The sequence below is a fragment of the Serratia sp. HMSC15F11 genome (assembly GCF_001808215.1).
Classification (GTDB): Bacteria; Pseudomonadota; Gammaproteobacteria; order Enterobacterales; family Enterobacteriaceae; genus Serratia; species Serratia nevei.
In genome coordinates, this window is record NZ_KV792486.1 from 133303 (window position 1) to 147050 (window position 13748).

General features: G+C 59.1%; 17 protein-coding genes. 7 read left to right on the forward strand and 10 right to left on the reverse strand.

Features of this window, described 5'->3' with window-relative positions; translation table 11 throughout:
* Positions 1 to 96: 96 nt before the first annotated feature.
* From rpsI to zapE, 3 genes are all read right to left on the reverse strand, one after another.
* A complete protein-coding gene (rpsI, locus tag HMPREF3138_RS17515) occupies positions 97 to 489 on the reverse strand; it encodes a 30S ribosomal protein S9 (RefSeq protein WP_004937080.1) in 393 nt (130 codons plus the stop codon).
* Positions 490 to 504: 15 nt separating this feature from the next.
* Positions 505 to 933, reverse strand: a complete 429-nt coding sequence (gene rplM, locus HMPREF3138_RS17520; RefSeq protein WP_004937079.1) for a 50S ribosomal protein L13 — start codon at positions 931 to 933, stop codon at positions 505 to 507.
* A gap of 275 nt (positions 934 to 1208) precedes the next feature.
* Positions 1209 to 2336 carry a cell division protein ZapE gene (zapE, locus tag HMPREF3138_RS17525; protein ID WP_038879625.1) on the reverse strand — a complete coding sequence of 376 codons (1128 nt, stop codon included), beginning with the start codon at positions 2334 to 2336 and terminating at the stop codon, positions 1209 to 1211.
* A gap of 231 nt (positions 2337 to 2567) precedes the next feature.
* Here zapE and zapG point away from each other — a divergent pair, with 231 nt between their 5' ends.
* The 3 genes from zapG (at position 2568) to degS (ending at position 5660) form a co-directional block, all read left to right on the forward strand.
* Positions 2568 to 2969: a Z-ring associated protein ZapG gene (gene zapG / locus HMPREF3138_RS17530; protein ID WP_004937074.1), complete on the forward strand. Its 402-nt coding sequence runs from the start codon at positions 2568 to 2570 to the stop codon at positions 2967 to 2969.
* A gap of 173 nt (positions 2970 to 3142) precedes the next feature.
* Positions 3143 to 4513, forward strand: a complete 1371-nt coding sequence (gene degQ, locus HMPREF3138_RS17535) for a serine endoprotease DegQ (protein WP_038879628.1) — start codon at positions 3143 to 3145, stop codon at positions 4511 to 4513.
* An 88-nt stretch (positions 4514 to 4601) separates the two neighbouring features.
* Complete coding sequence (gene degS / locus HMPREF3138_RS17540; RefSeq protein WP_019453130.1) at positions 4602 to 5660, forward strand: outer membrane-stress sensor serine endopeptidase DegS; 1059 nt, start codon at positions 4602 to 4604, stop codon at positions 5658 to 5660.
* A 71-nt stretch (positions 5661 to 5731) separates the two neighbouring features.
* On the opposite strand, the gene murA is transcribed toward degS, so the two are convergent.
* From murA to mlaF, 7 genes are all read right to left on the reverse strand, one after another.
* Positions 5732 to 6991 (reverse strand): UDP-N-acetylglucosamine 1-carboxyvinyltransferase, encoded by a 1260-nt coding sequence (murA, locus tag HMPREF3138_RS17545; protein ID WP_038879631.1) that lies wholly within the window; start codon positions 6989 to 6991, stop codon positions 5732 to 5734.
* A 55-nt stretch (positions 6992 to 7046) separates the two neighbouring features.
* The gene (gene ibaG / locus HMPREF3138_RS17550) at positions 7047 to 7301 is read right to left on the reverse strand and encodes a BolA family iron metabolism protein IbaG (protein ID WP_004937066.1); all 255 of its coding nucleotides are present in this window, start codon (positions 7299 to 7301) and stop codon (positions 7047 to 7049) included.
* A 140-nt stretch (positions 7302 to 7441) separates the two neighbouring features.
* Positions 7442 to 7744: a lipid asymmetry maintenance protein MlaB gene (mlaB, locus tag HMPREF3138_RS17555; protein WP_038879636.1), complete on the reverse strand. Its 303-nt coding sequence runs from the start codon at positions 7742 to 7744 to the stop codon at positions 7442 to 7444.
* Positions 7744 to 8373: a phospholipid-binding protein MlaC gene (mlaC, locus tag HMPREF3138_RS17560; protein ID WP_038879639.1), complete on the reverse strand. Its 630-nt coding sequence runs from the start codon at positions 8371 to 8373 to the stop codon at positions 7744 to 7746. The genes mlaB and mlaC overlap by 1 nt, the downstream gene beginning before the upstream one ends.
* A gap of 14 nt (positions 8374 to 8387) precedes the next feature.
* Positions 8388 to 8936, reverse strand: coding sequence for an outer membrane lipid asymmetry maintenance protein MlaD (gene mlaD, locus HMPREF3138_RS17565; RefSeq protein ID WP_038879642.1), 549 nt, complete (start codon positions 8934 to 8936; stop codon positions 8388 to 8390).
* A 4-nt stretch (positions 8937 to 8940) separates the two neighbouring features.
* Complete coding sequence (gene mlaE, locus HMPREF3138_RS17570) at positions 8941 to 9723, reverse strand: lipid asymmetry maintenance ABC transporter permease subunit MlaE (protein WP_038879645.1); 783 nt, start codon at positions 9721 to 9723, stop codon at positions 8941 to 8943.
* A gap of 4 nt (positions 9724 to 9727) precedes the next feature.
* On the reverse strand, positions 9728 to 10543 hold the full coding sequence (mlaF, locus tag HMPREF3138_RS17575; RefSeq protein ID WP_038879647.1) for a phospholipid ABC transporter ATP-binding protein MlaF: 816 nt from the start codon (positions 10541 to 10543) through the stop codon (positions 9728 to 9730).
* Between the two features lie 304 nt (positions 10544 to 10847).
* Between mlaF and HMPREF3138_RS17580 the strand changes: the two genes are divergently transcribed.
* From HMPREF3138_RS17580 to lptC, 4 genes are all read left to right on the forward strand, one after another.
* Positions 10848 to 11825: a calcium/sodium antiporter gene (locus HMPREF3138_RS17580; protein ID WP_038879649.1), complete on the forward strand. Its 978-nt coding sequence runs from the start codon at positions 10848 to 10850 to the stop codon at positions 11823 to 11825.
* Positions 11826 to 11841: 16 nt separating this feature from the next.
* Positions 11842 to 12828, forward strand: a complete 987-nt coding sequence (gene kdsD, locus HMPREF3138_RS17585; protein WP_038879650.1) for an arabinose-5-phosphate isomerase KdsD — start codon at positions 11842 to 11844, stop codon at positions 12826 to 12828.
* A 17-nt stretch (positions 12829 to 12845) separates the two neighbouring features.
* A complete protein-coding gene (gene kdsC / locus HMPREF3138_RS17590) occupies positions 12846 to 13400 on the forward strand; it encodes a 3-deoxy-manno-octulosonate-8-phosphatase KdsC (protein WP_021505108.1) in 555 nt (184 codons plus the stop codon).
* On the forward strand, positions 13397 to 13748 hold a 352-nt coding region (lptC, locus tag HMPREF3138_RS27210; protein WP_246828734.1), incomplete at its 3' end, for an LPS export ABC transporter periplasmic protein LptC. The genes kdsC and lptC, both read left to right, overlap by 4 nt.

Sequence of the window (13748 nt, forward strand, 5' to 3'; positions counted from 1 at the left end):
CACAGATTTTAGTCGGGGGCGGCGGATTTCAGGCATAAAAAAACCCGGTGAAGCACCGGGTTTTTTGCGTAAATCGCACTGCCGAAGCAGCGGAAATTAACGCTTGGAGAACTGCGGACGACGACGTGCTTTACGCAGACCGACTTTCTTACGTTCAACCTGACGAGCGTCACGGGTGACGAAGCCAGCTTTACGCAGTTCAGAACGCAGAGTCTCATCGTACTCCATCAGTGCACGGGTGATACCGTGACGGATGGCGCCAGCTTGACCGGAGATACCACCACCTTTAACGGTGATGTACAGATCCAGTTTGCCAACCATGTCGACCAGTTCCAGCGGCTGACGAACTACCATGCGGGCAGTTTCGCGACCGAAGTACTGTTCCAGGCTGCGCTGGTTGATAACGATGTTACCGTTGCCCGGCTTGATGAAGACGCGAGCGGCGGAGCTTTTGCGGCGACCAGTGCCGTAGTATTGATTTTCAGCCATTGCCATTAATCCCGATTAAATGTCCAGAACTTGCGGTTGCTGTGCCGCGTGATTGTGCTCGGTGCCCGCGTAAACTTTCAGTTTACGGAACATAGCACGGCCCAGCGGGCCCTTTGGCAGCATGCCTTTAACCGCGATTTCAATCACGCGCTCAGGACGGCGGGCAATCATCTCTTCAAAGGTCGCTTGCTTGATACCACCGATGTGGCCGGTGTGGTGGTAGTACACTTTGTCTGTACGCTTGTTGCCGGTTACAGCAACTTTGTCAGCGTTCAGAACGATGATGTAATCACCGGTATCCACGTGCGGGGTGTATTCCGCTTTATGCTTGCCGCGCAGGCGACGAGCCAGTTCAGTAGCGAGACGGCCTAAAGTTTTACCATCTGCATCAACAACGTACCAGTCGCGTTTTACGGTTTCTGGTTTAGCTGTAAAAGTTTTCATTAGAAAGCTTACCCAATAATTAGTTACACGTTGGTGAACACCCAAACGCTCGAAAACAGTTGAGGCTCACACGACCATACAAGTCCAGCAAACCTACCCCTTCGAATAGCCATTGCCGGCACTATAAAGTTTTTGGGAAAAAAAACTTTGTTGTAACGTGGGGTCGCAAGATTATAGAGAAGTCGCTCACAAAGATCGAACGGTTTTTGAATGGAAAATAAATTTATCGCCGGCGGCGGACAACCGGCGATACGGCGGCGGCAAGCCCGGCAGGCTCAGGGCAAATGCGGCAGCTTGAGGTACTCTTCGCTCTGCATTTCCTGCAGGCGCGACAGGCAGCGCTGGAATTCAAATTTCAGCTGCACCCCCTGATAGATCTCGAACATCGACGCTTCGGCGCCGATCACCAGCTTGATGTGCCGCTCGTAGAATTCGTCCACCAACGCCAGGAAACGGCGCGCGGTATTCTCTTTCAGCGGCCCCATCACCTGCACATTATACAGGATCACGCTGTGATACAGCCGCGACAGCGCGATGTAGTCCAGTTGGCTGCGCGCTTCTTCGCACAGCGTGTGGAAATCCACCGCCAGCACGCCGTCCACCGAACGGATAGCCTGCAGCGGCCGATGGTTGATCTGCAGCACCGGCGCGTCCTCTCCCGCCTTGCCCGCCAGCTTGACGAACATCCGATCCAGCGTCTCGCGCGTCTGGTCGCTCAGCGGCGTCAGGTAAAGGTGAGCCTGGGTCAGGGTACGCAGACGATAGTCGATGCCCGCGTCGACGTTCATCACGTCGCAGTACTCGTTGATCAGATCGATGGCCGGCAGGAAACGCGCCCGCTGCAGACCGTTGCGGTACAGATCGTCCGGCGGGATGTTCGACGTGGCCACCAGCGTAATGCCGCGCGCGAACAGCGCCTGCAGCAGCGTGGCCAGCAGCATGGCGTCGGTGATGTCGGACACGAAGAATTCGTCGAAGCACAGCACGTCGGTCTCGGCCTTAAAGCCGTCGGCGACGATTTCCAGCGGGTTTTCCCGCCCCTGCAGCTCGGTCAGCTCTTCATGCACCCGCAGCATGAAGCGATGAAAGTGCAGACGCATTTTGCGATCGCCCGGAAAACTGTGGAAGAACATATCCATCAACCAGGTTTTGCCGCGCCCGACGCCGCCCCACATATACAGCCCCTGCACCGGGCGCTGCGGCGCCGTGTCGCCGCCCTTGCCCAGCAAGCGGCTGAGCTTACCGCGCAGCCCGCCGGCAGGCGCGCTCGCCGCCGGCTTTTGCAACAGAGCCTGATAAATGCGATCCAGTTGAGTGACGGCCCGGCGTTGAACCTCATCGGCCTGATATTCCCCCGCATCCAGCGCCTGCTGGTAGCGAGATAACGGTGATAGTGCCTGCATCTGTTCGATGTTCCCTAAGAACGCTTAGAAATTATTTAGCCAACGTTGGCGGCAAGTTGATGCTGATTCGCACCGTTATCGCCACAAATGTCCGCTGCGGGCGCCGCTGAAAACCCTGTAAAAATTAGGTGGAAGCGCATCAGGATTCCACTCGGACAAGGTTAACGGTTATAGTGGATATTATTAAGTGAAAAATCCCTGCGGAACAACGAAGTCAAAATAGGAGTCATCATGACCTGGGAGTATGCGCTGATTGGTTTGGTCGTCGGTATCGTGATTGGTGCGGTGGCGATGCGTTTTGGCAACCGTAAATTACGTCAACAACAAGTCCTGCAGAACGAGTTGGACAAGAGCAAAACCGAGCTGGAAGAGTACCGTCAGGAGCTGGTTGGCCACTTTGCCCGTAGCGCCGAGCTGCTGGACAACATGGCGCGCGATTATCGTCAGCTGTATCAGCACATGGCGAAAAGCTCGAACAACCTGCTGCCGGATCTGCCGATGCAGGAAAATCCGTTCCGCTATCGCCTGACCGAAGCGGAAGCAGACAACGATCAAGCGCCGGTGGAAATGCCGCGCGACTATTCGGAAGGCGCCTCCGGCCTGCTGCGCGGGCAAAGCGCGCGCCGCGACTGACCCCCTTCGCCCGCGGGGCCACCCGCGGGCTTCCTCCGTTTACCGTCTTGACCTTCCCTCGCATTACCTTTACTGAACTTTGCACGCAAATTCACGGTCTTACCCTTCACTATGACAAGGTGATTGCCTTATCATCAAATTTTCATCGGCAGGTATTGAGAGAGTTATAATCAATGAAGAAAAAGTCGTTAATTCTTAGTGCATTGGCAATGAGCCTCGGCCTGACGCTCAGCTCCGTACCGGTGGCCAACGCGGCCCTGCCCGTCGCCGTTCAGGGGCAGCCGCTGCCGAGCCTGGCGCCGATGCTGGAAAAAGTCTTGCCCGCCGTAGTGAGCGTGCATGTCGCCGGCACTCAGGTGCAGCGTCAACAACTGCCGGAAGAGTTCAGACGCTTCTTCGGCCCTAACTTCCCCGGCCAGCAGCAAAGCTCCCGTCCGTTTGAAGGGCTGGGTTCCGGCGTGATCATCGACGCCGCCAAAGGCTATGTGCTGACCAACAACCACGTCATCAACAACGCCGATAAAATCCGCGTACAGTTGAACGACGGTCGCGAGCTGGACGCCAAGCTGGTCGGCCGCGATGAGCAATCCGACATCGCCCTGCTGCAGCTCAGCGACACCAAAAACCTGACCGCCATCAAGATGGCCGACTCCGATCAGCTGCGCGTCGGCGACTTTGCCGTCGCGGTCGGCAACCCGTTTGGCCTGGGCCAAACCGCCACTTCCGGCATTATCTCGGCGCTGGGCCGCTCCGGCCTGAATCTGGAAGGGCTGGAAAACTTCATTCAGACCGACGCCTCCATCAACCGTGGCAACTCCGGCGGCGCGCTGGTTAACCTGAACGGCGAGCTGATCGGCATCAATACCGCCATTCTGGCGCCGAGCGGCGGCAACGTCGGCATCGGCTTCGCCATTCCGAGCAATATGGCGCAGAACCTGAGCCAGCAGCTGATTGAATTCGGCGAAGTGAAACGCGGCCTGCTAGGCATCAAGGGCAGCGAAATGACCCCGGATATGGCCAAAGCCTTCAACACCGACGCGCAGCGCGGCGCCTTCGTCAGCGAAGTGCTGCCGAAATCCGCCGCCGCCAAGGCGGGCATCAAGGCCGGGGATATCCTGGTCTCCGTCGACGGTAAACCGGTGAGCAGCTTCGCCGAACTGCGCGCCAAAGTCGGCACCACCGCGCCGGGCAAAACCCTCAAGGTGGGCCTGCTGCGCGACGGCAAACCGCAGGAAGTTTCGGTCACGCTGGACAACAGCGAGAGCGCCTCGACCAATGCCGAAACGCTGTCGCCGGCGCTGCAGGGGGTTTCCCTCAGCAACGGTGCGCTGCCGAGCGGCGACAAGGGCGTGAAGGTAGAGAACGTGGATAAAGGCTCGACGGCGGCGCAAATCGGCCTGCAAAAAGGCGACGTGATCATCGGCGTCAACCGCCAGCGCGTGGACAGCATCACCGTGCTGCGCAAGGTGCTGGAAGCCAAGCCACCGGTGATGGCGCTCAATATCGTGCGCGGTACCGAAACCATTTATCTGCTGCTGCGTTAATTTGTGCAAAAACCGGGCTCGGTGACATACTGCGCCCGGTTAACTCATGCTATCCTCCGAACATCGTTCACCACACCACGAAAACTCCATGTTTGCTAAGCTCTTGCGTTCTGTCGTTATCGGTCTCATCGTTGCCGGCCTGCTGTTGGCTGCCCTGCCCATGCTGCGCTCTTCCAACGGCCTGTTTGCAGAGAAAACCGAGAATACCAGCGACGAAACACCGGTGAGCTACAACAAGGCGGTGCGCCGCGCCGCGCCCGCCGTGGTCAACATCTACAACCGCAACCTGAACGGCGCCGCCAACGTGCTGTCGCTCGGTTCCGGCGTGATCATGAATGAACGCGGCTACATCATCACCAACCGCCACGTGATCAAAGACGCCCAGCAGATCACCGTGGTGTTGCAGGACGGCCGCCGCTACGAAGCGCTGCTGGTCGGCTCCGACGGCCTGACCGATTTGGCGGTACTGAAGATCGACCCCGGCAACCTGCCGGTGATCCCGACCAACAAAAACCGCGTTGCCCACGTCGGCGACGTGGTGCTGGCGATCGGCAACCCGTATAACCTGGGGCAGACCGTCACTCAGGGCATCCTCAGCGCCACCGGGCGCATCAGTATGAGCACCACCGGCCGACAGACTTTCCTGCAGACCGACGCCTCAATCAACCGCGGCAACTCCGGCGGTGCGCTGGTCAACTCGCTGGGCGAGCTGATCGGCATCAACACCCTGACCTATGACAAAATCACCGACGGCGAAACGCCGGAGGGCCTCGGCTTCGCCATTCCGATCGAACTGGCCACCAAAATCATGGATAAGCTGATCCGCGACGGCCGCGTGATCCGTGGCTATTTCGGCATTCAGGGTAAGGAGATCATTCCGCTGCGCTCCTCCAATTCCGGCATCGATCGCCTGCAGGGCATCATCGTGACCGAAATTACGCCGAACGGCCCGGCGAGCAGCGCCGGTTTCCAGATCAACGACATCATCATCAACGTGGATAACAAACCGGCGGTGTCCGTGCTGGAGACCATGGATCAGGTCGCGGAGATCAGGCCGGGCACCGAGATACCGGTTATCGTGCTGCGCGACGGCAAACGCATTACGTTGAAAATGACGGTGGGTGAATTCCCGGAAGACAGCAATTAAAAAAAGGGCCGGCATTGATAGCCGGCCCTTGATTTTCATCCTGCCGACGCAGCCGCGCCGGCGCTAATCACTTACTCGCCTTTCACGCGCTCGATGTTCGCACCCAGCGCGCGCAGCTTGTCTTCAATACGCTCATAGCCGCGATCGATGTGGTAGATGCGATCGACGACGGTCACGCCGTCGGCGATGCAGCCGGCGATCACCAGGCTGGCGGAAGCGCGCAGATCGGTCGCCATTACCTGAGCGCCGGACAGCTGCTCAACGCCGTGGCAAATCACGGTGTTGCTCTCGATTTCCGCGTGCGCGCCCATGCGGATCAGTTCCGGCACGTGCATGAAGCGGTTTTCGAAGATGGTCTCGGTGATGACACCGGTGCCTTCCGCCACCAGGTTCAGCAGGCTGAACTGGGCCTGCATGTCGGTCGGGAAGCCCGGGTGCGGCGCGGTGCGCACGGTGACCGCTTTCGGGCGTTTGCCGTGCATGTCCAGGCTGATCCAGTCTTCACCCACTTCGATATCGGCCCCGGCTTCGCGCAGCTTGGCCAGCACCGCATCCAGCGTGTCCGGACGGGTGTTGCGGCACATCACTTTGCCACCGGAAACTGCGGCGGCGATCAGGAAGGTGCCGGTCTCGATGCGGTCAGGCAGCACGCGGTACACGCCGCCGTCCAGACGCTCGACGCCTTCGATGGTGATTTTGTCGCTGCCGGCGCCGCTGATCTTCGCGCCCAGCGTGTTGAGGAAGTTGGCGGTATCGACAATTTCCGGCTCACGCGCGGCGTTCTCGATAACGGTGGTGCCGGTCGCCAGGGTCGCGGCGCTCATGATGGTCACGGTCGCGCCCACGCTCACCTTGTCCATGACGATGTGCGCGCCCTTCAGGCGGCCCTCGACGGACGCCTTGACGTAACCTTCTTCCAGCTTGATCTCGGCACCCAACTGCTCCAGGCCGGTGATGTGCAGATCGACCGGACGCGCACCGATCGCGCAGCCGCCCGGCAGGGAAACCTGGCCGCGACCAAAGCGCGCCACCAGTGGCCCCAGCGCCCAGATGGATGCGCGCATGGTTTTCACCAGATCGTAAGGGGCACAGAACTCGTTCACCCCGCTGGCGTCCACGAAGACCGAACCGTTGCGCTCAATCTTGGTACCCAACTGGTTGAGTAGTTTAATGGTGGTGTCGATGTCCTTCAGCTTAGGGACATTCTGCAGCTCAACCGGCTCTTCCGCCAACAGGGCGGCGAACAGGATCGGCAGGGCGGCGTTTTTGGCCCCGGAAATAGACACTTCACCGCTCAGGCGAGTCCGACCCTGCACACGAAATTTATCCATCTGACTACTCTCTGTTATCTAATCTGAAGCTGCCCGCCCGGCAGGGCAAACAGCCTTAAAATCCGTTGAGTTTGCGGTCTCGCTGCCACTCTTCAGGGGTGTACGCCTTGATAGACAAGGCATGAATGCGGTTGTCCGCAATGTATTCCATCAGCGGTGCGTAAACCGTCTGCTGTTTTTTGACGCGGCTCATACCGGCGAACAGTTCACCGACCACGATCGCCTGAAAATGGCTGCCGTCGCCCGTCACATGTACTTCATCCAGTGCCAATGCCTGCATCAGCACGTCTTTAATCTCGTTGGTTTCCATAGTATCCAGTTCTGCCGCTAAAGGATCATAAACAGCCTAGTATCTTAGTGGAATACGATGTTTTCTTAAACTAAAGAAAAAGCCCCTGCATAACAGGGGCTTTGTATCGTTTTACCACGCAAGCGCGGCGTAAAACGCCGCTAAACGGCGGTATCGACAGGTATTATCGCCTGCAGGTTGTAGAGCGCGATCAGCGTTTTCAGGCGCTCGGTGGCGCCGAAAATTTTTAGCGCTACGCCGCGCTCGCGCTGCTCTTCCTGCAGATGCAGCAACAGCGCCAGCCCGGCGGAGTCCACGCGCTCCAGTTGCGCTACGTCGATCGCGGTTTTACCCGCCATCAGCGCGTCGCGCTGCCGCCACAGCGGCTGCAGCGTTTCCCGGTCCAGTTCACCGCGCAGGATCAGCGTCTGCTGCTGTGATTCGAAGCTGAGCGCTGCCGACATCAGTTTTTCTTGTCCAGCGTAATAGGCTGCGCGGCAGCGGCCTGCAGCTGTTTGGTCAGGCCATCGATGCCCTGAGTACGCAGCGTGGATGCCCACTCGTTCTGCTTGGTGGTGATCATGCTGACGCCTTCGGCGATCATGTCATACGCCTGCCAATAGCCGGTTTTGCTGTTCTTGCGCCATTGGAAATCCAGACGTACCGGCGGGCGGCCGCCGTTGTCGATGATGGTGACGCGAATGGCCACGATGTCGGCATTGCCCAGCGGCTGTTCAGGCGCGATCTGGTAAGTCTGGCCGTGGTACATCGCCAGCGCCTGGCCGTAAGCCTGCTCCAGGTAAGCCTGGAAGGCGGTGAAGTAGGCTTCGCGCTGCGCAGGCGTCGCGTCTTTGTAGTAACGGCCCAGCACCAGCGCGCCGGCGTATTTCACCTGCACGAACGGCATCAGTTCCTGATGCACGATGGAGCGCAGGTAATTCGGGTCCTGCTTGATCTTCGGCTGTTCGTTCTTCAAACGGCTGAAGGTCTTCTGCGCCGCGTCTTGCATCATGCTGTAAGGATTGGTTTGGTCGGCTGCGCTCGCCAGCGGTGCAACCACCAGCAGAGCCACCATCAGTAAACGTTTAAACATGCAGGTATCCTCTCTTAATGATTTGGAACAACGGGTTGCGGTGCGGCGCCGGCAGCCGACTCAGCGGCCGCGTCTCCCGATTTGGCGCTGTCCTGACCGCCGCTTTTATACAGGAACTGGCCGATCAGATCTTCCAGAACCATGGCTGATTTGGTGTCCTGGATGGTGCCGCCGTCTTTCAGAATGGTGGTGCCCATGTCAGGATCTTCGAAGCCCACGTTAAGCGCCAGATATTGCTCGCCCAGCAGGCCGGAGGTGCGGATCGCCAGCGAGCTGGTATCCGGGATTTGGTCGTACTTTTTCTGGATATCCAGCGCCACGCGCGGCGTGTAGGTTTTCGGATCGAGCTCGATGTCCGCCACGCGGCCGATCACCACGCCACCGATCTTCACCGGCGAACGCGGTTTCAGGCCGCCGATATTGTCGAACGTCGCGTAAATGCGGTAGGTCGGCTCGCTGCCGATCGATTTAAGGTTCGCCACCTGCAGGCAGATAAACACGATGGCGCACAGCGCGATCAGCATAAATGCCCCAACCCAGATTTCACTCTTCTTCGTTTGCATCGAATCAATTCCCAAACATCAGTGCTGTCAGCACGAAATCCAATCCCAACACCGCCAGTGACGAATGCACCACGGTACGCGTCGTCGCCCGGCTAATCCCTTCAGAGGTAGGCACGGCGTCGTACCCGTTGAAAATGGCAATCCAGGCTACGGTAATGGCGAATACCACGCTTTTGATCAGGCAGTTGAGCAGATCTTTTTTCCACTCCACGGCGCCCTGCATCGCCGACCAGAAGAAGCCGCTGTCGATGCCCTTCCAATCCACGCCGACCACCGAGCCGCCCCAGATGCCGATCGCCACGAAAATGATGGTCAACAGCGGCATGCTGATCAGCCCCGCCCAGAAACGCGGCGCCACGATGCGCCGCAGCGGATCGACCGCCATCATTTCCAGGCTGGAGATCTGCTCCGTCGCCTTCATCAGGCCGATTTCTGCCGTGAGCGCGGAACCGGCGCGGCCGGCGAACAGCAGCGCCGTCACCACCGGCCCCAGTTCGCGCAGCAGCGACAGCGCCACCATCATGCCGAGGCTGGCCTCGGCGCTGTAGGTGGTGAGCACGATATAGCCCTGCAGGCCCAGCACCATGCCGATGAACAGCCCGGAGACCATGATGATCAGCAGCGACTGTACGCCGACGCTGTAGAGCTGTTTCAACAACAGCGGCCACTGCTTGCCGGGTTCCGGCCGGCCAATCAACGCGTTGAACAGCATCAACCCGGCGCGGCCGAAGCTGGCGCTGGTGTTGATGCCACTGCGCCCCAAGGACGCTAACGCTCTTAATAACATGAGCTTATTTACTCCCTAAGCCTAGCAGTTCGGTCTGATAATCCCCGGCCGGATAGCGGAACGGCACCGGCCCATCCGCTATACCATCCAGGAACTGGCGCACGCGCGCATCAGGATTGTTCTGCAATTGCTGCGTGGTGCCTTCGGCGATCACCCGGTGATCGGCCACGATGTAAGCGTAGTCGGCGATGCTCAACACCTCCGGCACGTCGTGCGACACCACGATGCAGGTAATGCCCAGCGCATGGTTCAACTCGTCGATCAGCTTGACCAGCACCCCCATGGTGATCGGATCCTGGCCGACGAAGGGTTCATCGAACATGATCATCTCAGGGTCCAGCGCGATCGCGCGCGCCAACGCCGCCCGGCGCGCCATGCCGCCGGAAAGCTCATTGGGCATCAGCTGGGCCGCGCCGCGCAGCCCTACCGCCTCCAGCTTCATCAGCACCGTGCTGCGCAGCAGGGGTTCAGGCAGGTTGCTGTGCTCGCGCAGCGGGTAGGCCACGTTTTCGAATACGGTCAAATCAGTGAACAGCGCGCCCGACTGGAACAGCATGCTCATCTTTTTGCGCGCGTCGTATAACTGACGGCGGGACAACGCGGGAATGTTGTCGCCGTCGAACCAAATCTCCCCGCTGTCCGGCGTCAGCTGGCCGCCAATCAGGCGCAGCAGCGTGGTTTTGCCGATGCCCGATGGCCCCATGATTGCCGTGACCTTGCCTCGGGGCACCGTCAGGTTGATGTCTTCAAATATCCGCCGGTCGCCGCGCGAGAAGCTCATGTCGCGCACTTCGACCAAATTATCTGCCTTATGGAGCATGTTAATGGACCCCTTTACGACTTATCTGTTGCTGAATCTACCCGTGATGTTAAAGCAATGGGCGCAATCCGTCTCATCTTTACAAAAACTTACTGCCATTTCGCGACCAATGGTGCCATTGGTTTTACTTTTCCGCGCCACCCGGTCAAAATTGGCGCCATAACGAAAAAAAACGAAACTGTTCAACTATTAGCCGGGAAAAACCGTTGCTGTAGCTCTAACGCGCGCAACGGAGGGCAAGCAATACCGCCGCATTGACGGCTTTAACCAACGAACCGGGATAATACCCGACAAAGGACCCTGCATGTTTCTCGCGATAGCATTATTAATCGTTGGTTTATTTCTACTGGTGTATGGTGCAGACCGCTTAGTTTATGGTGCTGCCGTGATTTCCCGCTCGCTCGGCGTCCCGCCGTTGATCATCGGCATGACCATTGTCGGCATCGGCACTTCGCTGCCGGAGCTGATCGTGTCCACCACCGCCGCGCTGAACGGGCAGATAGATATGGCCGTTGGCAACGTATTAGGTTCCAACATTACCAACATTTTATTGATCCTGGGCGTGGCGGCGCTGATCCACCCGCTGGCCGCGCGCTCCGAGATACTGCGGCGCGAACTGCCGCTGATGTTAGCGGTCACAGTATTGTGCGGTTTCGTGTTGATGGACGGCACCCTGAGCAGGCTGGACGGCGTGCTGCTGCTGGCCGCCGCCGCCGGCTTCATCCTGCTGATGCTGAAAATCGCCCGGCTGGCGCAGCGCGAGGGCAGCGACAGCCTGACCATGGAACAGATCGCCGAGCTGCCGCAGGACAGCAGCAACACCGTGGCGGTGCTGTGGCTGGTGTTGGCGTTTATCATTCTGCCGCTCTCTTCCAGGATGGTGGTCGATAACGCGACGGTGATTGCGCACTATTTCGGCCTGAGCGAACTGGTGGTCGGGTTGACCATTATCGCCATCGGCACCAGCCTGCCCGAACTGGCCACCTCCATCGCCGGGGCGCTGAAGGGCGAGGATGATATGGCGATTGGTAATATCATCGGCTCCAATATTTTCAACACGGTGATCGTGCTGGGCGTCCCCGCCCTGCTGTCGCCGGGTAGCGTGGACGCCGCCGCCTTCCAGCGCGATTACTGGGTGATGCTGGCGGCCAGCGTGCTGCTGAGCGTGCTGTGCATCGGCCGCAAACACCGCATCGACCACCTGGCGGGCGCGCTGTTATTATGCGGCTTTATTGCGTATCTTGCGGTGCTGTTCTTTAACCCTTTCAGTACTTTCGGCTAAACCGACGGGAATGAGTATGTCGAACATTGAGTTGCAACCGGGCTTCGATTTTCAGCAGGCCGGCAAAGAAGTGCTTCAGATAGAGCGTGAAGGGCTGGCTCAGCTCGACAGCTACATCAACGCAGACTTCACCCGCGCCTGCGAAACGATCGCTGCCTGTGGCGGCAAAGTGGTGGTGATGGGCATGGGCAAATCCGGCCATATCGGCTGCAAGATCGCCGCGACCTTCGCCAGCACCGGCACCCCCTCATTCTTCGTTCACCCGGCGGAGGCCAGCCATGGCGATTTGGGCATGGTCACCCCGCAGGACATCGTGCTCGCCATCTCCAACTCCGGCGAATCCAGCGAGATCCTGGCGCTGATCCCGGTATTGAAACGCCAGCAGATCACCCTCATCTGTATGACTAACAATCCGGAAAGCTCGATGGGCAAAGCGGCGGATATCCACCTGTGCATCAAGGTGCCGCAGGAAGCCTGCCCGCTGGGGCTGGCGCCGACCACCAGCACCACCGCCACGCTGGTGATGGGCGATGCGCTGGCCGTCGCGCTGCTGAAAGCGCGTGGTTTCACGCCGGAAGATTTCGCGCTGTCGCATCCGGGTGGCGCACTCGGCCGCAAACTGCTGCTGCGAGTTAGCGATATCATGCACAGCGGCGACGAAATGCCCCACGTCAGCGCCGACGCTTCGTTGCGCGACGCGCTGCTGGAAATTACCCGAAAAAATCTGGGCCTGACGGTGATTTGCGACGATCTGATGAAAATCGCCGGCATCTTCACCGATGGCGACCTGCGCCGGGTGTTCGACATGGGCATCAACCTGCACGAGGCGAAGATCGCCGACGTCATGACGCCGGGCGGTGTGCGGGTGCGCCCCAATATCCTGGCGGTCGATGCATTGAACCTGATGCAACAACGCCACATCACCGCGCTGCTGGTTGCCGATGGCGACCAGTTGCTGGGTGTGGTACATATGCATGACATGCTGCGCGCCGGCGTCGTTTAATTAAGGAATAGAACGGAATGGGTATGGTAGAAACCTGCTACGGGCCGGTAGAACAAGAGGTTATGGCGCGTGCCGGGAACATCCGCCTGTTGATTTGCGACGTTGACGGCGTGCTGTCGGACGGCCTGATCTTCATGGGCAACAACGGTGAAGAACTGAAGGCGTTCAACGTGCGCGACGGTTACGGCATCCGCTGCTTGAAAACCTCGGACATCGAAGTGGCGATCATCACCGGCCGCTCCGCCAAGCTGCTGGAAGACCGCGCGCAGACGCTCGGTATCACCCATCTGTATCAGGGGCAATCCGATAAGCTTTTGGCCTTCCGCGAACTGTTGGATAAACTGTCGTTAACGGCAGATCAGGTCGCCTATATCGGCGATGACCTGATCGACTGGCCGGTGATGGCGCAGGTCGGCCTGGCGGTCGCGGTGGCGGACGCACATCCGCTGTTGACGCCGCGCGCCCACTACGTCACCCGCATTGCCGGCGGCCGCGGCGCGGTGCGCGAACTGTGCGACATCATTCTTTTGGCTCAAAATAAGCTGGAGGACGCCAAAGGGCTGTCGATATGAGTAAAACCAAACTGTGGATCACCATCCTGTTGACGGTGATCGTTCTGGCGCTGATCGGCTGGAACATGACGGACTTCAGCGACGAAACGGCCCCTGGCCCGGTCAACGATCAGGATCCGACCTACCAGAGCCAGCACACGGTCACCGTGGTGTACAACCCGGCCGGCAAGCTGAATTACAAACTGGTGGCGGAAGACGCGAAGTATTACACCGCCGGCGAGCTGAGCTGGTTCACCCAGCCGGTGATGACGCTGTTCGATGAGAATGCGGTGGCCACCTGGTCAGTTCGCGCCGATCGCGCCAAACTGACTAAAGACCGGATGCTGTATCTGTATGGTCACGTCGAGG

Coding starts and splice junctions, on each gene's coding strand:
- rpsI (WP_004937080.1), bottom strand. CDS start 489: ATGGCTGAAAATCAATACTACGGCACTGGTCGCCGCAAAAGCTCCGCC.
- rplM (WP_004937079.1), bottom strand. CDS start 933: ATGAAAACTTTTACAGCTAAACCAGAAACCGTAAAACGCGACTGGTAC.
- zapE (WP_038879625.1), bottom strand. CDS start 2,336: ATGCAGGCACTATCACCGTTATCTCGCTACCAGCAGGCGCTGGATGCG.
- zapG (WP_004937074.1), top strand. CDS start 2,568: ATGACCTGGGAGTATGCGCTGATTGGTTTGGTCGTCGGTATCGTGATT.
- degQ (WP_038879628.1), top strand. CDS start 3,143: ATGAAGAAAAAGTCGTTAATTCTTAGTGCATTGGCAATGAGCCTCGGC.
- degS (WP_019453130.1), top strand. CDS start 4,602: ATGTTTGCTAAGCTCTTGCGTTCTGTCGTTATCGGTCTCATCGTTGCC.
- murA (WP_038879631.1), bottom strand. CDS start 6,991: ATGGATAAATTTCGTGTGCAGGGTCGGACTCGCCTGAGCGGTGAAGTG.
- ibaG (WP_004937066.1), bottom strand. CDS start 7,301: ATGGAAACCAACGAGATTAAAGACGTGCTGATGCAGGCATTGGCACTG.
- mlaB (WP_038879636.1), bottom strand. CDS start 7,744: ATGTCGGCAGCGCTCAGCTTCGAATCACAGCAGCAGACGCTGATCCTG.
- mlaC (WP_038879639.1), bottom strand. CDS start 8,373: ATGTTTAAACGTTTACTGATGGTGGCTCTGCTGGTGGTTGCACCGCTG.
- mlaD (WP_038879642.1), bottom strand. CDS start 8,936: ATGCAAACGAAGAAGAGTGAAATCTGGGTTGGGGCATTTATGCTGATC.
- mlaE (WP_038879645.1), bottom strand. CDS start 9,723: ATGTTATTAAGAGCGTTAGCGTCCTTGGGGCGCAGTGGCATCAACACC.
- mlaF (WP_038879647.1), bottom strand. CDS start 10,543: ATGCTCCATAAGGCAGATAATTTGGTCGAAGTGCGCGACATGAGCTTC.
- HMPREF3138_RS17580 (WP_038879649.1), top strand. CDS start 10,848: ATGTTTCTCGCGATAGCATTATTAATCGTTGGTTTATTTCTACTGGTG.
- kdsD (WP_038879650.1), top strand. CDS start 11,842: ATGTCGAACATTGAGTTGCAACCGGGCTTCGATTTTCAGCAGGCCGGC.
- kdsC (WP_021505108.1), top strand. CDS start 12,846: ATGGGTATGGTAGAAACCTGCTACGGGCCGGTAGAACAAGAGGTTATG.